This is a genomic window from Escherichia sp. MOD1-EC6819, from assembly GCF_002965765.1.
GTDB classification, from domain to species: Bacteria; Pseudomonadota; Gammaproteobacteria; order Enterobacterales; family Enterobacteriaceae; genus Escherichia; species Escherichia ruysiae.
In genome coordinates, this window is the sequence record NZ_PTRG01000003.1 from 364,807 (window position 1) to 384,625 (window position 19,819).

A 19,819-nucleotide genomic window follows, 5' to 3' on the forward strand; every position below is an offset into this window, starting at 1 on the left:
GTTCATCGCTAAGTATAGACATGAAAAAACCGACGCTTTTGGCGTCGGTTTTAACTTAACTATCGGTCAGCGCATGTTGATACTTATGGAGCATACCGGTAAGCCGATGCACCGGTTCCGTCACCTGCGGTGGCGCTTGCCAGATGCGTAGCTTTTCCTGGTAGATTTCCAGTTCTTCCAGCAACTGCCCAAAGTACCGACGACGTTTATCATCGCTACGGGCAGATATCACATGGTCTGCTGTGCGGCGCATTTGTCGGTGAAACGCCGATAAATCCTCGTTAACCGGGATCGGCGCATCACGCAGGCGCTGGTGCGCGATAATCATCGTCAGCGCCAGGCGAAATTTCGGCAAATCTCCGGGAAATTTATTCATCAGCAAAAACAACTGCTGATAAAGTGCCGGAAGATGGTTCTCTTTACGACGCGCGACATTGGTGGTCATCGCGGAAACAGCAGCAGAAACAAATTGATTAAGCAATACGCGTCCGGTTCTGTCGCGTGATTTATCCCGCACTAACAGAATAACAATAAACGCCAATACACAGCCAACGATTTGCCCTAATGCGCTGTCGAGAAACTGACTGAAATGGAACGTCATCGGGTTATCCAGCACGATAATATTGATGGTGCTGGCCAGCGCCCCCATTGAACCCAGTCGCCGTTTCTGTACTTCAATGCCAAGGAAGAATCCCAGCACGGCAAGGCTGATACACAGCAGCAACATACTCTGTTGGGTATTTGGGATAATCACCAAAAAGTAGAGCAGCCCTAACGGCAACGCCGCCAGCGTCCCGTAGATAAAGTCGATCGCCACCATGCGTGGATTCGGCAAACGCATCGCCAGTGACGTCACTACCGCAATCATCACCATTGCGCCACTGCCGGAAGTCCAACCCGTCCACAGCCAGAAAAGCGTGCCCAGAATGCAGGAAAGTGTGGTTCGCCAGAAGTTAACCATCGCATGATGACGTTCGGCTGACTCTACTTTTACTTCCGGCTCGCCTTGCAGGATCTCTTCTTCGGTGGCGTTGATTTTTGTATTACTGATAACACCGCGTTTGAGCAATTGATAACGTGTTGCCGCCGCGACCCAGCTATAAATGGTGACAGGTGTTTCCCGTTCCCCGGTCCAGGTAATAACTCTTCGCAGGCGTTTGAGCTGCTTGTGGACGTCCTGCGCGGTTTCTACCGGCGTGTCAAAAAATTCGCGGAAAGTATCAGTGATCAATTCCGGGCGCGAATTCTGAATCAAATAGGTTTCGCAGGACTGGGTAATCAGCGTCAGCGATAGCGTATTAATCGCTTTTAAACGTCGATTAGCTCGCGCCCAACGGGAAGATTCCATATTCAGGTTGCTGCGCATACCTTGTAGCGCCGTGGTGCGTCGAACCAGGTCGCCCCAGGCCTTATCGACAACTTCACCATCGCCATGCTTGATACAGAGTTGCATTAATTGATATTGCGCGACCAACAAACTTTCCAGCTCCCGATCCACTTCTTGTTTGATCGATCGCGGAGAAAAGAGCAGATCCGCCATAATCGCACACACAATACCGATAACGATCTCACTACAACGTTCGACGGCAAACTGCGGCGTCAGCAACGGTTCCGGCTGAATGGTGATCACAATGATCAGCGCGGTATAACCAGCCAGTCCCCACGCATAGGAGTTCTCTATTCGTACCAGTGAAGAAATCCAGGTACAAAAACCGGCCCAGATACAGCACACCAGAATCATCAGCAAAGGGGCGCGGATCATCGCAATAATGATCACCAGCCCGGCAATACAGCCGATAAATGTGCCGATGATGCGTAAAAAGCCACGATAGCGAATAGCGCCAGAATACGGTTCGCCACCTGCTGCAAAGGCCGGGCCGGCGGCAACAATCGCCGCTGTCAGTACCGCCCAGCGTGGCGTTTCCAGCTGAAAGTGAAAGCCAACAAACAGCGCCAGCACAATGGCGGTCGCCAGTTTTACCGCAAAGCGAATATGTTGGTTAGCAATGGAGAAAATACCCATCGTGATTAACCAAACTCACGCAGGCGATGAGCCATTTTACGGAAGAACGAATCCTGGCTTTCGTCACGATCCTGTTTGCCAGTGACCACCACCGTCGCGGTGGTGCCCGCAGGCCAGATGTTCTCTTGCTGATTATCGAGACGAATACGTACCGGAACTCGTTGCGCCAGACGCACCCACTCCAGGTTAGAGTCGATAGTCGCCATTCCTTTATCATCGCGCGTACTGCTGGCGTTGGTGACCCCGGCAGCGACGCTATCAACCGTACCTTTCAGCACTTTGTTGCTGCCAAGCGGCGTGATCTCTGCGCGATACCCAGGGCGCACCCCTTCCAGCTTGGTTTCTTCCATATAGGCCAGCACATAGAAGGAGTTCTGTTTCACCAGCGCAACCGCCGTTGAGCCACGGGTAATAAACTCACCGGTATAGACGTTGAGGTTGGTCACCCAGCCATCCGCCGGTGCGCGGATCACCGTGCGTTCAAGATCCAGTTTTGCCAGATCGCGGGTCGCCTGCGCTTTCGCTAACTGATGCAGAACTGTTTGTAGTACGTTGTTGGCCTGGTCTATCTCTTCGCGAGACATCGCCTGTATGCCGAGACGGTTACGACGTCCGGCCTCCTGGCGTTTTTCCTGTGCCAGCACCTGATAATAAGCAACATCGGCTTGCGCTTCCTCGAGCGCCTTTTGATAGCGCGGCTGATCGATGGTGAACAGTACCTGTCCTTTTTTCACCAGCTGGTTATCATGAACATTTACCTGAGTAATGAGTCCGGATACGTCCGGCGCGATCGCAACGACGTCGGCGCTAAAGCGTGCGTCACGCGTCCACGGGGATTCGGTGTAATAGACCCAGGCATTAAAAATTGCGATGAAGGCCAGAATGACTAATACGACCGTGATGGCCGTACGGGAGAATTTTCTTATTAGTGTTTTCACTTCAACCTCAAACGAACAGTCGCGATATCAAATAAAACAAGCAGCAATAGAGCGCAGTGTTGAACAACGCCGGATGCCAGACAAAGTCGTAGATACCTGTTGGCACAAGTACCCGGCGCACCAGCCAGAAAATCGCCAGTGATAAAAGCAATTCGAAAAATATCGGTGGGAAGGACAGCCCAAACACCACGATAACGGGAAACAGACTCATGTTGACCTTGGTTGTATAGAGAGAGCAGGCGTTATTATTTTCAGCATCTGTCGCCGCAGAGAAGGGCATGGAAAGCCGGGCGAGAGCAACATTGCTGTAGATTGATATTTAATATATTAGCGTAACTGTTATGCTGTTATCTATATTATGTGATCTAAATCACTTTTAAGTCAGAGTGAATAATGGAACGACTAAAACGTATGTCGGTGTTTGCCAAAGTAGTTGAATTTGGCTCTTTTACCGCCGCCGCCAGACAGCTACAGATGAGCGTTTCGTCCATCAGTCAGACGGTGTCAAAACTGGAAGATGAGTTGCAGGTAAAGCTGTTAAACCGCAGCACACGCAGCATTGGCTTGACTGAAGCCGGTAGAATTTACTACCAGGGCTGCCGTCGGATGCTCCATGAAGTGCAGGATGTCCATGAGCAATTGTATGCCTTCAATAACACCCCCATCGGGACGCTGCGCATTGGCTGTTCTTCAACTATGGCACAAAATGTTCTCGCCGGGCTGACAGCAAAAATGCTGAAAGAGTACCCAGGTCTGAGCGTGAATCTGGTCACAGGTATACCTGCACCCGACCTGATCGCTGATGGTCTGGATGTGGTGATCCGCGTCGGCGCATTGCAGGATTCCAGCCTGTTTTCCCGCCGTCTGGGCGCGATGCCAATGGTGGTGTGCGCAGCTAAAAGCTATCTCACACAATACGGCATACCGGAAAAACCCGCCGATTTAAGTAGTCATTCATGGCTGGAATACAGCGTGCGCCCGGACAATGAATTTGAACTGATCGCGCCAGAAGGGATCTCAACACGACTGATCCCGCAAGGACGGTTTGTCACAAATGATCCGATGACGCTGGTGCGCTGGCTGACGGCAGGCGCCGGCATCGCCTACGTGCCGCTGATGTGGGTGATCAACGAGATCAATCGCGGGGAACTGGAGATCCTGCTGCCGCGTTACCAGTCAGATCCACGCCCGGTTTATGCGTTATATACCGAAAAAGATAAGCTGCCACTGAAGGTGCAGGTCGTGATCAACTCACTGACAGATTATTTTGTTGAGGTCGGTAAGCTGTTTCAGGAGATGCACGGGCGCGGGAAAGAAAAGTAATTTATGTGCGTAAGTCGGTAAGCGCCGCATCCGGCAACCAATGCCTGATGCGACGCTTACCGGCCAGGATAGATTACGCAGTACCGCCAACGGTCAGGTTATCGACTTTAAGCGTCGGCTGACCCACGCCAACCGGCAAACTCTGCCCTTCTTTGCCGCAGACACCCACGCCGTTATCCAGTTTCAGGTCGTTGCCCACCATCGAAATCTGCTGCATGGTTTCGATGCCGGAACCAATCAACGTTGCGCCTTTCACTGGCTTCGTTACTTTACCGTTTTCAATCAGATACGCTTCTGAGGTGGAGAAGACAAATTTGCCGGAGGTGATATCCACCTGGCCGCCACCGAAGTTCGGCGCATAGATGCCATACTCAACGGATTCAATAATTTCCTGCGGGGTCGATTTACCCGGCAGCATGTAGGTGTTGGTCATACGCGGCATGGGCAGGTGAGCGTACGATTCACGGCGACCATTGCCAGTCGGCTTCATACCCATTAAGCGCGCGTTGAGTTTATCCTGCATGTAACCTTTCAGGATGCCGTTCTCAATCAGCACATTGTACTGACCTGGCGTACCTTCATCATCAATCGCTACCGAACCACGGCGATCGACCATCGTGCCATCATCAACCACGGTACACAGTTCAGAAGCCACCAGCTCCCCGACCTGTCCACTAAAGACTGAAGTACCACGGCGGTTGAAGTCGCCTTCCAGGCCATGACCGACCGCTTCATGCAACAGCACGCCGGGCCAGCCAGCGCCGAGAACTACCGGCATGGTGCCCGCAGGTGCGGCAACAGCAGAAAGATTGACCAGCGCCATACGCACGGCTTCTTTTGCCCATGCATCCGCACGGACTTCGCCATCGAGATCGGCAAGGAAGAACTCATAACCAAAACGACCGCCGCCGCCACTGGCGCCGCGTTCGCGTTTGCCATCTTCTTCGACCAGAACGCTCACAGAAAGACGCACCAGAGGGCGCACATCCGCTGCCAGCGTGCCGTCGGTGGCCGCAACCAGAATTAATTCATAGACGCCACTGAGGCTGGCAGTCACTTCCTGTACGCGCTTGTCCGCTTCGCGAGCAACCTTATCGACACGACGCAGGATATCCAGCTTCTCTTCACGGCTCATGCTTTGCAGCGGGTCAACCGAGGTATACAGCGGGCTATGCTCTACCGCGCCCAGCGTCTGTACTTTGCCATCGCCGTTGTCACGCACAATGGTACGCGCCGCTTGCGCACTTTGTTCCAGCGCCAGCAGGCTGATTTGGTCAGCGTAAGCAAATCCGGTCTTTTCACCGCTGATTGCACGCACGCCAACGCCCTGATCGATGTTGTAAGAACCATCTTTAATAATGCGGTCTTCTAAAACCCAGGATTCGTGATAGCTCGACTGAAAATAGAGATCGCCATAATCAAGGCGACGTTCGGTCAGTTGACCGAGGATCGCGAACAAGTCCTGATGTTTCAGGCCATTCGCCGCTAGCAATTGTTCACTTACCAGGTTCAGACTCATCGTTTTTGCTACTCGTTAGTTACTGCGGTAGAGGATTTTTTACGGCTGCCGGATGCGGCGTGAACGCCTTATCCGACCTACGGTTATGTTCCGGCTCGTTGGCCTTTGGCAACGATTATCATAAGAGATTGGGGCAATTACGCGCCCTCGTCAAATCATTGCGCTTTTTCTTTACGCGGTTGGCGCAATACTTCGTTGATTTGCGGATCGTCCAGCGGACCAGAAATGTGATAGCGCAAAATGGAGACTTTGCTCCATAGCGGCCCCAGCACTTTACTGGCGGCAAACACCGCAGCGCCGACAATGGGGTTAACCGCAAAGGCCGCAGCCACCCCCACCGTCGCGGAAATTTCCGGCGCGACAACCGCTTCCATATTCAGATCGCGACGCACCAGATTCACCGACCCTTTCATGGCGATATCCGCTTCCAGGCCATCCACCAGCGTGTCATCGGTGTGCATAACGCCGTCTTTAATCCACGCGGTGCTGCGAATGGAGTCAAAATAGAACCCTTCGCCAAAGGTGTCTCTGAAATCAAAACGCAGCTTACGCATCAGGGCATCAACGCTCAATAAGCGCAGCAATTGCCCGGCATGTCCGGTGCTGATTTCGGTAATTTCGCCTTTGCCCAGTTGGGTATGAATGATGCCATTCAACGTCGCTTCATCCGGCTGCCACGGTGCTTTACGCCAGTGTAAATCGTAATCCACATTAAATGACGACTGGCGTATTGGCGTCGTGACACCAAAAAATTCTGCGGCGGCATCAATTTTCTGGCCGCGCAGTTTTCCTTTCAGCGAGGTGCGTTCATTCCCCGGATTGTTAACCCATTCACCATCGGCAGTGAGTCGCGAGAAACCAGTATCAATCAGTCCATTGGTCAGCGTTAACGTATCGCCGGAAATGGTGATATCGCTGTCGATGCGACCGAATTTTTGCCCCCAGAACCAGCACTCTGCGCAACGTATTTGTGCGTCCGGCCAGCCACGGAAGCTGATGCGCTCCGTGGTCGGGAAAGGTGATGAATTCGTTGATTCACCACCGGTTTTCGTCACGTTCGGGTTGTAATAGAGATATTTAATATTCGCCAGCCACGGCGCGTTATTACGCATCGCCAGCGTAGCGTTGATTTCACGCCCTTGCGCCTCAACCTGCGTACCGTTTGCCATCGGCTGCGAGACGATGCTCAGGTTATTCCACTGCTGATTCCCCAATGACAACGCCGGTGTACGCAACGTAATGTGCTGAGGGAAACTCGCCGCGCTGCCAACCTTTTCCGTCGCGCCTTTCTGGAATAGCGCCAGCCACTCGGCGCCGTCCATTGGCGGCATATTTAACTCAACACCACTCTGTTCCGGTAACGGTGGAAGCGTTTTGCTGTCTGCCGCCCAGATGGCGCGATCGAGCGTCAGCTTTTGACCGAGCAACCAGCGGCTGTTGAAATGGTTATCCGCACCAGCCTGTCCGGTTAATTCAAAGCTATTGAGGCTGCCATCGACCTTAATGTTAACCGGCAGCGATTCGCCAGCGGGTTTGGCTAACGGCGAAGGTAAGTGACTACTCACATTCTTCAGATCGCCGTTCAGCTCTACGTTATAGGTCGCGCCAGCATGATAAGGCAGCTCAATGCCCACTTTACCATCCCAGGCCACGCTGCCGCTTAACGCTTCGTTCACCGCTTCAGGCAGAACGCCGGTTTTCGCCGGTTGCCAGTTGCCGTTGAGATTCACCGCAACCTGGTAGGCTTTCGCCCCTTCTTTGGTGGAAAAATCCACGTTCAGTGGCTGGTTAAACCAGCTTGCGGTCAGTGGTTCACTTTGCAGATCACCATTGATAAAGCTGAATTTACCGCTCAAATTTTTCAGGGTGCTGTCGAGGGGTTTGATAAACAGGCTGTTGTTGCGCAGCGCCACTTCACCTTTCGCTGTAACCAGTTCGCCATTCAGCGGGATATCGAGATGTAAGCGAGCATTCACATCGCCGTCGAGCTGGAGTTCTTGCAGGGTCGCCCCCAGCGAATCCTTCAGCGGCGTCTCATCAAAGTAAGGACCAACGGCTTTACCCGAACCTTTAATGTCAGCGTCAATAAGCAACATTTCTTTCGAGTAGTCAGGGATCACCGCAGTGAGGTTACTGGCGCGCACACCGCCCAGATTAACGCCATCGGTTTTCATCCATAAACCGTCGTTAATAAAGTCCAGTTCAATATCAAGGTTAGTTAATGCAGGCCAGTCCGGCTGGAAGGCAAACTTCGCGTTACGCAGCGGCACCAGCACTTCAAACTGACCTTCGTTGTGTTTGTAAGGGAAAAGATGTGGATTGCCGCCATAAACCAGCGTCGCGTTATCCGCTTTACCGCCCTGAATTGCGCCACTTAGATAATCGACTAACTCTTTCCCCATCAGGTTTTCCGGGAAATAGCGCCAGGCTTGTGAACCATCATCGGTACTGATGCCAGCCAGAATCCCCAGCCAGGGTTCATCGTTAGCAGGTTGCAGGTAACGAAAACCGCCGTGCGCATGGACGGCTTTGGCTTTAACGTCGATGTTACGCCCATCCAGCTGGAAACCTTTATCATTATTCAACCAGCTTATGGTTGCCTTACCGTCGGCAATTTCCAGCGGTGCGCGAAATACCGTTTCATAAGGCATTTTCGCCTGCTTCATGGAAGCCGTCAGCAAACCATTTTCTACGCTTCCTGAAAGCGTCCCGGAGAAATGTTCCGCACCCGGCAGTAATTTCCATTGTTTCCAGGCCAAATTGCTCCACGACGCCTGAAAGCGGGTTTTCTCTGCCGCCTGAAGCGGGATATCCAGCGCCAGCGTGTTGATCTTGCCGCTCGGCTGGGTTGAACGCCAGATATCACCCAGCGCAGGTGAAAGTTTCGCTGCTAATGGGCGTATGCCTTCCAGCCCCGCCAGCTCCAGATTGCTGGCGCGAATCCGTAGTTCGTCACTACGTTTATTGTTTTTGCCGCCAACGTCCTGTTCTGGTATCCAGGCCAGCGTCAAAGCTCCACTCGGCCAGGGTTTGCCGTCCATGGTGATCCGCGTATCAGGAATGGAAAACTGCCAGCCCGAATGTTCGCGCGTTATGTGCGCAGTCAGATTATCCACCGACAGCGAATGCGTTTTTTTCTCGCCCAACCAGCTTGCACCGCCCTGTTTCAGCCAGACGTCGCCTCCGATCACATCGCCTTTGTCGATGGTCATCCAGCCTTCAAGGGAGAACTGTGCCGTTTCCAGCGCAATATTGTCCTGCATCCATTTACCGAGCCACGGCTTCAGGTCAATGTCATCAGCCTGAAGCCAGACGCGACCATTGCTTAACAGTCCCTCATCATCACGCAGATCCATGCGCACCTGCATCACGCCGTGTTGTCCGGTCAGACTGGAGAGACTTACCTGACCTTCCGCACGGTGTCTACGTGGATCGTTAAGCCAGGTGAGTTGCGGGATCGCCAGTTCAGCGCGCTGACCGGATGGTGTCAGGAAGCTGATTTCGCTATCGCGGAGATCGAAGTGATCGAACTGACGAAGAAACAGATCGCTGATATGGCTGGCTTCCAGGCTATCATTGCTACCACCACTGGTGATGGGTGTATTGGTGCGAAAGCGCAGTTGCCAGAAAGTGAGGTCACGAAACTGCCAGCGCATATGCAGCAGGCTCTGCCAGACATCCAGCGCCAGGGTGACGCGTTTAACTGAAAATTCACCGCCATCTTTCAACTCAGCGCGGATGTCGTGCGCTTCGAGTGTTGGGCCAAAATTTTGCCAACTGGCGGAGAGCTGACTGGCTGCCACCGGCATACCCGTCGCGGATTCAATTTTGTTAAGGATTTCCGGGCGCCAGGCGTCGAGGTGCGGTAAAGCAATACGCAGGCCGCTGACCAGCAGCGCAGCGATCACTACGAGCGCGGCTCCAGTAAGCAGTAAAATCCCCGGCAATCGCCTCACCCGTCACTCCTTGTCTGCTAAAAATGTGACTCAAAAACCCTTTGCCGGATGGCGGCCCAGCATCTGTTTACATCATTACGACGTCAAACTGCTCCTGGTTGTAGAGCGGTTCAATTTGTACTTTAACCTGTTTGCCAACGAAAATTTCCACTTCCGCCAGCGAGTGCGATTCTTCGCCTTTCAAGGCTTCAGCTACTGCCGGGGAAGCATAGACCAGGAAACGGTCAGAGTCGTAAGCATGGTGCACGCGAACGATCTCACGCATGATTTCATAGCATACGGTTTCCACGGTTTTCACCGTTCCGCGACCGTGACAGGTTGGGCATTCATTACACAGTACGTGCTCAATGCTTTCGCGGGTGCGTTTACGCGTCATCTCCACCAGCCCCAGCGCCGAAAAACCATTAACGCTGGTTTTCACCCGGTCTTTGCTCAACGCCTGTTCCAGCGAATGCAGTACGCGGCGACGGTGATCTTCATTATTCATGTCGATGAAATCAATAATGATAATCCCGCCCAGATTACGCAACCGTAACTGGCGAGCGATAGCCTGCGTCGCTTCAATATTGGTATTGAAGATGGTGTCGTCCAGATTGCGATGACCAACAAACGCCCCGGTATTGATGTCCACGGTGGTCATTGCTTCGGTCTGGTCGATAATCAGATAGCCGCCGGATTTCAGTTCTACTTTGCGTTCCAGCGCCCGCTGGATTTCGTTTTCGACATCAAAGAGATCGAAAATTGGCTGGCGTCCGGTGTAATGTTCCAGCTTACTGGTCATCTCGGGAATGTATTCCGAAGTGAACTCAAGCAACGCTTCGTAAGTCAGGCGCGAGTCAACGCGAATACGATCCAGCTCAGCGTCGGCGAAATCACGCAGAACACGCTGCGCCAGCGCCAGTTCGCCGTACAGTTGATAACGGGTCTGTGGACGCTTTTTACGTTCCATCACTTTGGTCCAGACGCGTTTCAGGTAGGCAGCATCGGAGGCCAGCTCCGCTTCGCCAACCCCTTCCGCCGCAGTACGGATGATAAATCCGCCCTGCTCGTCGCAATACTCTGCGACCACTTTTTTCAGGCGTTCACGTTCAGATTCACTTTCAATGCGTTGGGAAACCCCAACGTGAGAAGCCCCTGGCATAAACACCAGATAGCGAGACGGCAGCGTGATATCGGTGGTCAGACGCGCACCTTTGGTGCCAAGCGGATCTTTCACCACCTGCACCATCAGATCTTGTCCCTGACGCACCAGCTCCGAAATATCGCGCACCGTGAACTGCTTTTGTTCTTCACCCGCCACACATTCGGTGTGTGGCATGATGTCGGATGCATGAAGAAACGCGGCTTTATCCAGCCCAATATCTACAAAAGCCGCCTGCATACCCGGAAGTACACGACTTACACGACCCTTGTAGATATTGCCTACTATTCCGCGTCGCGCCTCACGTTCAATATGAATTTCCTGCAGAATACCGCCATCAATATACGCCACTCGTGTTTCCGAAGGCGTTACGTTTACCAACAATTCAGCCGTCATGTTTATCCCTTTTGTCACGCAGTGCGTTAAAATTACTTAATAATTCATACGTTTCAACCAGCGGTAAGCCGACTACGGCGTGATAGCTGCCATTTATCTTCCTGACAAAACAACCACCCAGCCCCTGAATACCGTATGCACCTGCTTTATCTAACGGTTCACCGCTGGCAACATAGCCCGCGATGTCTTCGTCTGTTAACGTTCTGAACGTCACATCGGTGACCACCAGACAATCGAGAATGTACTGGCTGTCTGCCAGCGCCACCGCCGTCATTACCTGATGAGTCTGTCCCGATAATTTGCGCAACATCTGCGCCGCATGTTCTGCATCGCGCGGTTTCTCTAACACTTCCCCATTCAGGACAACAATGGTATCCGCTCCCAGTACTGGGAGATCCTGCGCAGTATGAGCAACACCTGCTTGTGCTTTCTCACGCGCCAGACGCATAACATACTGCTGCGCGCTCTCCTGCGGATGGCGCTGTTCCTCAATGCCCGTAACAATACGTTCAAAGGTCACGCCAAGTTGCGCAAGTAACTCCTGACGACGCGGAGAACCGGAAGCTAAATACAGAGAAGTCATAGAAACCTTTATTGCACTGCAAACTGCTGACGGATTTTGCGCATCAGCAAGAAAATCCACGGCCAGAGCACACCATTGACTACACTACTCCAGAACACTTCGGGTCTGAAAGAGACGTTGATCACTAAAAACTCTGCCCAGAAAACAATAATATCCACTACCAGCGAAAGCAACATGACGACCAGCGCCTGCTGCCATAATGCCAGGTTGCGGAAAAGCTGGAATTTCAGTGCTACCAGATAAGCAATGATACTCATCGACAACGCCCGGACACCGAGCGTAGAGCCACTGATCAGATCCAGTATGGCACCCATCACAAAACCTGTGCCCACATTTACGCGATGGGGCAAGGCCAGGATCCAATACAGCAAGATGAGCAATACCCAGTTTGGCCGGAAAACGATGAGATTATCCGGCCAGGGCATAATTTGTAGTAACAAGGCGATGAGGAAAGAGAGCCAGATAACCCAGCGCCCCTGGCTACGATATCTCGCCACTATTGCCCTCCTGGCGCACGTGCAGGCGGTTGAGCACCACTTTGCGGCGGCGTAGCCCTTTGTGGAGAGCGGTTAGCAGCGGGCTGTGTCGGCGCAGCAGGCGCAGTAGCTGCATTTCCTGTCGTCGGTTGCTGCGGAGTCGGCTGAGCGATCCCCGTTGCCGGTTCAGGTAACTTTGGCCCCATCGCGTCTGGCGAAGGCAATACCTGCGGCATCATCTGCATCAGACGTTCATTAGCAACGCGATGCACCTCTTCCGGCGTCATCGGGTTAGCGCCGTTACGATCTGCGCCCCACAGCAGCAGCAGATAACGCAAACGTTGCAGTCCCGCAGTCGGACGCGCCTGGATCACGGTATAAGCGCGCTGGGTATCGAGTTTCACAGAAGAGACGACCGCCACCGGATAACCTTCCGGGAAGCGTCCACCAAGACCAGATGTCACCAATACATCACCAACACGAATATCAGTATTCGCTGGCAGGTGCTCAAGTTGTAAATCATCAGTACAACCGTTACCCGCAGCAATTACGCGGATATCATTACGGAGAACCTGAATTGGCAGTGCATGGGTCGCGTCGCAAATCAGCAACACGCGGCTGGTCAGTTTGGCGACCGCCACCACCTGGCCAACAACACCTTTGTCGCTGATGACCGGCTGGCCTTCATAAACTCCGTTAACGCTGCCTTTGTCGATAACGACTTGATCGCTATACGGATCGTTAACCGTAGAGATAACCTGGGTCACCATCTTTTGCTCATCCTGGCGCAACGGAGAACCCAGCAGCTCGCGCAGGCGCGCGTTCTCCTGTTTGTATTGTCCAAGCATCAGCAGTTCGCTGTTTTTCAACAGCAATTCCTGACGTAACGCCCGGTTTTCAAGTTCTAGTTGATCACGCGAGGCCAGCGTCTGTGATACGCCATCCAGCAATTCTCGAGGAGCATTGGAAACAAAGTAGAAAGGACTGACGGCGGTATCCATATAGGTACGGATTTGACTAAACATCCCCAGGCGACTGTCGGCAATAATAACGCCGAGCGCCACCAGCACCGCCAGAATAAGGCGAATCTGTAGCGACGGGCCACGGCTAAAAATTGGCTTCATAAGTTATGCGTATTCTCGTATCAGACCAGGCAGGGTAAACAGATGTTCCCCCTGCCTGCATCCGATTACTCTTCGCTGAACAGGTCGCCGCCGTGCATGTCGATCATTTCCAGTGCTTTGCCGCCACCGCGTGCCACACAGGTCAGCGGGTCTTCAGCAACAACAACTGGAATGCCGGTTTCTTCCATTAACAAACGGTCAAGGTTACGCAGCAGCGCACCACCGCCAGTGAGCACCATTCCGCGCTCGGAAATGTCGGAAGCGAGTTCCGGCGGGCACTGCTCCAGCGCAACCATCACCGCGCTAACGATGCCGGTCAGCGGTTCTTGCAGCGCTTCGAGGATTTCGTTGGAATTCAATGTAAAGCCGCGTGGCACGCCTTCTGCCAGGTTACGGCCACGAACTTCGATTTCACGGACTTCATCGCCCGGATAAGCAGAACCGATTTCGTGTTTGATACGTTCTGCAGTCGCTTCACCGATCAGAGAACCGTAGTTACGACGAACGTAGTTGATGATCGCTTCGTCGAAGCGGTCACCGCCAATACGTACAGAAGAGGAGTAAACTACACCGTTCAGAGAGATAACGGCAACTTCAGTAGTACCACCACCGATATCAACCACCATGGAGCCGGTTGCTTCAGATACCGGCAAGCCGGCACCGATTGCTGCTGCCATCGGCTCTTCAATCAGGAATACTTCGCGGGCGCCTGCGCCCTGCGCGGATTCACGAATAGCACGACGCTCAACCTGGGTAGCGCCAACCGGCACACAAACCAGAACTCGCGGGCTTGGACGCATAAAGCTGTTGCTGTGCACTTGTTTGATAAAGTGCTGGAGCATCTTTTCAGTCACGAAGAAATCAGCGATAACGCCATCTTTCATTGGGCGAATGGCAGCAATATTGCCCGGCGTACGGCCCAGCATCTGCTTCGCGTCATGACCTACTGCAGCTACGCTTTTCGGTGAACCGGCACGATCCTGACGAATAGCCACCACAGAAGGCTCATTCAATACGATGCCTTGTCCTTTTACATAAATGAGGGTATTCGCAGTACCCAGGTCAATGGACAAGTCATTGGAAAACATGCCACGAAATTTTTTCAACATACTAAGGGATAATCCTGAAAGCTGGGGCGGAAAAGAAAATCCGCTTACTTTACCAACCACACGCAGCAGCGACAAGGCGCAAAAATCATCTGCTACGGTGAAAATTAGTGCAGTTTGTTTCCTTTGTTACAAATCTCTACCTGAGTCCAGAGAGGCTAAATGCATCAGCATGCATTCCTCGCCTGTTTGCAACTGCGTAAGGTCATTAATCTGCATATGTGCTGCAACAATCTGGCGAACAGACAAGCACGCTCCCGTGAAACGCAGCGCGCGTTATTCTACGTGAAAACGGATCAAACGGCAGGTTAAACCGAGTATCTTTGTGAATATTTTTTCACGTTAGTATCAAGTGGCTGTGAGGACGCAAAAAAATCTCCCTGCCCACCCAAAACCCCACGCTGAATCAGGGTCTGCCACTCGCTTCGCGAACGTACACCAGTAGCGTAAACCTGGGTGTTGGTCCCGGAACACGCTTCTACCATGCTCTGAACCAACAATTGATTCTCTGTTCGCTTCTCAATGTTTCTTACCAGCCCCGGATGGAGCTTGAGTAATTCAACATTAAGTTCTTTGATCCAACGGGTACTTACCAGCGTCAAACCAGCCTGGTTGACGGCGACCCGAGCCCCTAAAGCATTCATCAAACGAATGACAGGTTGCAAGCGACCGATATGTTGACCAACATCAGCCTCTGCAAGTTCAATAATTATGCGTTTTCGCTGTGATTTTTCACACTGCATCAGCGTATCACGTAGCCAACGCTGGAAACGCGGTCGAATCAACGACTCAACGGTGACCTGAATCGCCAGATTTTCTTGTGGCCAATAGCGTAACAGCGGGATGAGGCGACTGACTTGCAGACGGTCATACTCTTCCGATAAGCCAAACTGCAACACCATCGGCATATATTCCGCCGAACTGACCTCTTCGTTACCATCAAAGATACGACACATCAGTTCGCGATGATGAACCAGCCCTTCACGAGTAACCGCCGGTTTTTGATAAAGACGCGGGCCTCCGCGACTCAGCATTTGCTCGATGAGCGTCCGCCAGCGAACGTTACCGCGTCCTTTTTCAGGTAACGAGTCATCGTAAATAGCCCAGCTATTGCCGCCCTGTAATCCCGCATTGCGCGTGGCGGATTCCGCATGTTCCATCACCTGTTCGGTATCCTGCCCGCTACGCCAGGCACAGATGCCGATGTGAATCATATCATCACGATCGAGCATTTTATTCGTCGGTAAGGTATCGACCGCCTTGATCAATTGCCCGGCAATGCTCTCCGCCTCTTTTAATGTCCGATGTGGCAACAGCACGGCGAAATCGCTACGGTGATAACGCGCCAATAGCGCCCCGGGATAACGCATCATAAATGTCGATAACAGATTTGTCAGGGTGAAGAGTTGTTCTTCAACCTGGCTGTGCCCCCAAGTGTCGCTCAACATATTGAAATCCGGCAGGCGGATCATCATCACGATCCCGTGAGTCCCCACTTTCTCCTGATCTTCCAGTAACGTTGCTAACTGATTATCGAAAAAAAGTCGGTTATTGAGACCGGTTTTGATGTCCTGAGCAGCATAGGAGCGGATCAGTGTATCAAGACGACTGTGCTGTTCGCGTGCGTTCTGAATTTCACAAAGCAGCGTATCCAGCGCACTGCTGGTTCTGGGCGGCCATTCATAGATGGTTCCCAACACATTCGAGCCACGCTCGCCATTTAAAATACGTGTGGCGCGGGTTTCCAGCAATTCTTGCCCGGCAAGTTGTCGTTGTAACCAGCGTACTGCCAGGAAGAGCATAATAATGATAAATCCAATCGCACCGGTGAGCGGTGCGGTGGTCATCAACGAGTGGAAATAGTTGCCCATCGGGTCCTGATAAACCAAACGCAGCGACATCCCCGGATGTTTAATCAACGGCACAGTCAGTTCGCGAAACAGATCGCTGGTTCCCACCGGACGGTAACTACCATTGCGGGACTGGGTATAAACCTGTTTTTTATCGTGCAAAAGATCCACGCGAACGATATCCGCAGACATCATCAGTTCGCTGATTTGTGGCCTCAACGTGCTGAAGTCATTCGACACAAGGTGGGTATCGATCGCCGTCGCCACTGCCTGAACACGATGACTAAACTTATACTGAATGGCGTTATAGAAACTAAGCGAGCAGCCCAGCAGGGTCACAAAAATTGTTAACCCGGTGAGCAGCGTGACAAAGGCCGAAAATTTCGTCGTTAATCTCATCCTTGTGTTAACTCCGATAGTGAGGACGCGGGCATACTAGCAAATCAGATTTATCTCGCAATTTATTGCGCTTCATCGGCTTTGCTTTTCCATTAGCGAGTATAGTCTTCAGAAATTATTTTCCAATCCATCATGCACATGAGGATCTCTTATGCAGGCGTTACTTTTAGAACAGCAGGACGGTAAAACCCTCGCATCTGTACAGACTCTGGACGCAAGTCGCCTGCCGGAAGGCGATGTGACGGTCGATGTCCACTGGTCGAGTCTGAATTATAAAGATGCGCTGGCGATTACCGGTAAAGGAAAAATCATCCGTAATTTTCCGATGATTCCTGGTATTGACTTTGCCGGAACTGTACGCGCCAGTGAAGATCCTCGTTTTCATGCCGGTCAGGAAGTGTTACTGACGGGTTGGGGCGTCGGTGAAAACCACTGGGGCGGGCTGGCACAACAGGCGCGCGTAAAAGGTGACTGGCTGGTTGCGATGCCACAGGGTCTGGACGCGCGTAAAGCGATGGTTATCGGTACTGCCGGGTTTACCGCCATGCTGTGCGTACTGGCACTGGAAGATGCCGGTATTCGTCCGCAGGATGGCGAGATTGTGGTGACGGGCGCCAGCGGCGGCGTCGGCAGTACGGCTGTGGCGCTGCTGCATAAGTTAGGTTATCAGGTCGTTGCTGTATCTGGTCGCGAAAGTACCCATGAATATCTGAAAAGTTTAGGAGCCAGCCGTATTCTGCCCCGCGATGAGTTTGCTGAGTCCCGTCCCCTGGAAAAACAACTCTGGGCAGGCGCAATTGACACTGTTGGTGACAAAGTACTGGCGAAAGTGCTGGCACAAATGAACTACGGCGGCTGCGTGGCGGCTTGTGGTCTGGCGGGTGGCTTTGCTCTGCCAACCACGGTAATGCCGTTTATTCTGCGCAACGTTCGTCTGCAAGGAGTGGATTCAGTCATGACGCCACCAGCTCGTCGGGCGCAGGCCTGGCAGCGTCTGGTCGCCGATCTACCGGAATCATTCTATTCACAAGCAGCAAAAGAAATCTCACTGACAGAGGCACCGAAGTTTGCCGAAGCCATTATTAATAACCAGGTGCAGGGGCGCACTCTGGTAAAAATAAGTTAAGATTTCGTACAAAATAATTTACATATAACTAACGAATTTTAGCAGCACTTTGACATTCTCCCTGCCATAGTAATCAGGAGCATACCGGGAGTCTGTTATGAAAAAAATTCGTCAATTTACAGAAGCCGATGTCACTGCCGAATCGGCTTTTTTTATGCAACGTCGGCAGATTCTGAAAACGTTAGGCATCAGCGCAGCTGCACTTTCTCTGCCAACCACTACACATGCCGACCTGCTTAGCTGGTTTAAGGGCAACGATCGTCCGCCCGCGCCAGCCGGGAAGCCGCTGGAGTTTAGTAAACCTGCCGCCTGGCAAAATAACCTGCCGCTCACGCCGGAAGATAAAGTTTCCGGCTATAACAACTACTATGAGTTCGGGCTGGATAAAGCGGATCCAGCGGCAAATGCCGGCAGCCTGAAAACCGATCCGTGGACGTTGAAAATCAGTGGTGAAGTCGCCAAACCATTAACGCTCGACCATGACGCCTTAACCCATCGTTTCCCGCTGGAAGAGCGGATTTACCGTATGCGCTGTGTGGAAGCGTGGTCGATGGTAGTACCGTGGATTGGTTTCCCGCTGCACAAATTACTGGCACTGGCGGAACCAACCAGTAACGCGAAATACGTCGCCTTCGAAACCATTTATGCGCCGGAACAGATGCCAGGCCAGCAGGATCGGTTTATTGGCGGCGGCCTGAAATATCCTTATATAGAAGGATTACGTCTCGACGAAGCGATGCATCCACTCACGCTGATGACCGTCGGTGTCTATGGCAAGGCGCTACCGCCACAAAATGGCGCACCGGTGCGACTGATTGTGCCGTGGAAATATGGCTTTAAAGGGATTAAATCGATTGTCAGTATTAAGCTGACCCGTGAACGTCCGCCAACCACCTGGAATCTGGCAGCGCCCAATGAATATGGCTTTTACGCCAACGTCAATCCGCATGTTGATCATCCCCGCTGGTCGCAGGCTACCGAACGTTTGATTGGTTCAGGCGGCATTCTGGATGTACAACGCCAGCCAACGCTGCTGTTTAACGGATACGCCGATCAAGTGGCGTCGCTCTATCGTGGCCTGGATTTACGGGAGAATTTTTAAGTGCGACTGACAGCAAAACAAGTGACATGGCTGAAAGTTTGCCTGCATCTTGCCGGATTTTTGCCGTTTGTCTGGCTGGTATGGGCCATCAATCATGGTGGATTAAGCGCCGACCCGGTGAAAGATATCCAGCATTTTACCGGTCGGACTGCGCTGAAATTCTTGCTGGCAACCTTATTAATTACGCCACTAGCGCGCTATGCTAAACAGCCCTTATTGATACGCACCCGCCGCCTGCTGGGTTTATGGTGTTTCGTCTGGGCAACGCTGCACTTAACCAGTTATGCCTTACTGGAACTGGGCGTGAATAATCTGACGTTATTCGGTCAGGAATTAATCACCCGACCTTATTTAACGCTCGGAATTGTCAGTTGGCTGATTTTACTGGCTTTAGCATTGACTTCCACGCAGGCGATGCAGCGAAAATTAGGCAAACGCTGGCAACAGTTGCATAACTTCGTCTATCTGGTCGCGATCCTGGCTCCCATACATTATCTGTGGTCAGTGAAGATTATCTCACCACAGCCGGTTATCTACGCCGGGCTGGCTTTATTACTTTTAGCCTTACGTTTTAAGAAGTTCCGTCAATGGTGGCGCTAATTTCATGAACTGTGCGGCTTGTTGCAAAATGCGCGGCGTTGAAAGTTATTTACATGTTAGCTGTTGATTATCTTCCCTGATAAGACCAGTATTTAGCTGCCAATTGCTACGAAATCGTTATAATGTGCGACTTCGTTCTCCCTAACGCGGTTTTTAA

The 19,819-nt window shown here is 52.3% G+C and carries 16 protein-coding genes; 5 read left to right on the plus strand and 11 right to left on the minus strand.

All coding sequences use genetic code 11. The features are described from left to right. Nucleotides 1-55 precede the first annotated feature (55 nt). From aaeB to aaeX, 3 genes are read right to left on the minus strand one after another with little or no spacing between them, the layout of a single operon-like run. Nucleotides 56-2,023 carry a p-hydroxybenzoic acid efflux pump subunit AaeB gene (aaeB, locus tag A7Z06_RS05660; protein WP_000510937.1) on the minus strand — a complete coding sequence of 656 codons (1,968 nt, stop codon included), beginning with the start codon at nucleotides 2,021-2,023 and terminating at the stop codon, nucleotides 56-58. A gap of 5 nt (nucleotides 2,024-2,028) precedes the next feature. Continuing rightward, the gene (aaeA, locus tag A7Z06_RS05665; protein WP_000854026.1) at nucleotides 2,029-2,961 is read right to left on the minus strand and encodes a p-hydroxybenzoic acid efflux pump subunit AaeA; all 933 of its coding nucleotides are present in this window, start codon (nucleotides 2,959-2,961) and stop codon (nucleotides 2,029-2,031) included. Nucleotides 2,962-2,968: 7 nt separating this feature from the next. Next, on the minus strand, nucleotides 2,969-3,172 hold the full coding sequence (gene aaeX, locus A7Z06_RS05670; protein WP_000051841.1) for a p-hydroxybenzoic acid efflux pump operon protein AaeX: 204 nt from the start codon (nucleotides 3,170-3,172) through the stop codon (nucleotides 2,969-2,971). 182 nt (nucleotides 3,173-3,354) lie between these two features. Here aaeX and aaeR point away from each other — a divergent pair, with 182 nt between their 5' ends. After that, nucleotides 3,355-4,284, plus strand: a complete 930-nt coding sequence (aaeR, locus tag A7Z06_RS05675) for an HTH-type transcriptional activator AaeR (RefSeq protein ID WP_000440317.1) — start codon at nucleotides 3,355-3,357, stop codon at nucleotides 4,282-4,284. A 73-nt stretch (nucleotides 4,285-4,357) separates the two neighbouring features. Here the strand turns inward: aaeR and tldD are convergent, their stop codons facing one another. The 7 genes from tldD to mreB all read right to left on the minus strand — a co-directional run bounded on the left by tldD (nucleotide 4,358) and on the right by mreB (nucleotide 14,588). Then, the gene (gene tldD / locus A7Z06_RS05680) at nucleotides 4,358-5,803 is read right to left on the minus strand and encodes a metalloprotease TldD (protein WP_000055925.1); all 1,446 of its coding nucleotides are present in this window, start codon (nucleotides 5,801-5,803) and stop codon (nucleotides 4,358-4,360) included. A 155-nt stretch (nucleotides 5,804-5,958) separates the two neighbouring features. Then, nucleotides 5,959-9,759 (minus strand): AsmA2 domain-containing protein YhdP, encoded by a 3,801-nt coding sequence (gene yhdP / locus A7Z06_RS05685; RefSeq protein WP_001253522.1) that lies wholly within the window; start codon nucleotides 9,757-9,759, stop codon nucleotides 5,959-5,961. Nucleotides 9,760-9,826: 67 nt separating this feature from the next. Beyond that, nucleotides 9,827-11,296 (minus strand): ribonuclease G, encoded by a 1,470-nt coding sequence (rng, locus tag A7Z06_RS05690; protein WP_000123197.1) that lies wholly within the window; start codon nucleotides 11,294-11,296, stop codon nucleotides 9,827-9,829. Further along, a complete protein-coding gene (gene yhdE / locus A7Z06_RS05695; protein ID WP_000203083.1) occupies nucleotides 11,286-11,879 on the minus strand; it encodes a nucleoside triphosphate pyrophosphatase YhdE in 594 nt (197 codons plus the stop codon). Before yhdE ends, rng begins: the two co-directional genes overlap by 11 nt. Nucleotides 11,880-11,887: 8 nt before the next feature. Beyond that, complete coding sequence (gene mreD / locus A7Z06_RS05700) at nucleotides 11,888-12,376, minus strand: rod shape-determining protein MreD (protein WP_000135265.1); 489 nt, start codon at nucleotides 12,374-12,376, stop codon at nucleotides 11,888-11,890. Next, nucleotides 12,376-13,479: a rod shape-determining protein MreC gene (gene mreC / locus A7Z06_RS05705; RefSeq protein ID WP_000802526.1), complete on the minus strand. Its 1,104-nt coding sequence runs from the start codon at nucleotides 13,477-13,479 to the stop codon at nucleotides 12,376-12,378. Before mreC ends, mreD begins: the two co-directional genes overlap by 1 nt. A 65-nt stretch (nucleotides 13,480-13,544) precedes the next feature. Further along, nucleotides 13,545-14,588, minus strand: a complete 1,044-nt coding sequence (gene mreB / locus A7Z06_RS05710) for a rod shape-determining protein MreB (RefSeq protein WP_000913396.1) — start codon at nucleotides 14,586-14,588, stop codon at nucleotides 13,545-13,547. Nucleotides 14,589-14,747: 159 nt separating this feature from the next. Here mreB and A7Z06_RS05720 point away from each other — a divergent pair, with 159 nt between their 5' ends. Continuing rightward, nucleotides 14,748-14,897, plus strand: a complete 150-nt coding sequence (locus tag A7Z06_RS05720) for a hypothetical protein (protein WP_016159494.1) — start codon at nucleotides 14,748-14,750, stop codon at nucleotides 14,895-14,897. Here A7Z06_RS05720 and csrD read toward each other — a convergent pair. Further along, complete coding sequence (csrD, locus tag A7Z06_RS05725) at nucleotides 14,894-16,834, minus strand: RNase E specificity factor CsrD (RefSeq protein ID WP_001241425.1); 1,941 nt, start codon at nucleotides 16,832-16,834, stop codon at nucleotides 14,894-14,896. The genes A7Z06_RS05720 and csrD overlap by 4 nt on opposite strands. A gap of 151 nt (nucleotides 16,835-16,985) precedes the next feature. On the opposite strand from csrD, the gene acuI reads away from it, so the two are divergent. The 3 genes from acuI to msrQ all read left to right on the plus strand — a co-directional run bounded on the left by acuI (nucleotide 16,986) and on the right by msrQ (nucleotide 19,662). Beyond that, nucleotides 16,986-17,960 (plus strand): acrylyl-CoA reductase (NADPH), encoded by a 975-nt coding sequence (gene acuI / locus A7Z06_RS05730; protein WP_001148446.1) that lies wholly within the window; start codon nucleotides 16,986-16,988, stop codon nucleotides 17,958-17,960. Between the two features lie 97 nt (nucleotides 17,961-18,057). After that, the gene (gene msrP, locus A7Z06_RS05735) at nucleotides 18,058-19,062 is read left to right on the plus strand and encodes a protein-methionine-sulfoxide reductase catalytic subunit MsrP (RefSeq protein ID WP_000723882.1); all 1,005 of its coding nucleotides are present in this window, start codon (nucleotides 18,058-18,060) and stop codon (nucleotides 19,060-19,062) included. Further along, entirely contained in the window at nucleotides 19,063-19,662 is a 600-nt protein-coding gene (gene msrQ, locus A7Z06_RS05740; protein ID WP_001240072.1) for a protein-methionine-sulfoxide reductase heme-binding subunit MsrQ, read from the plus strand. The last annotated feature ends 157 nt before the right edge of the window (nucleotides 19,663-19,819 follow it).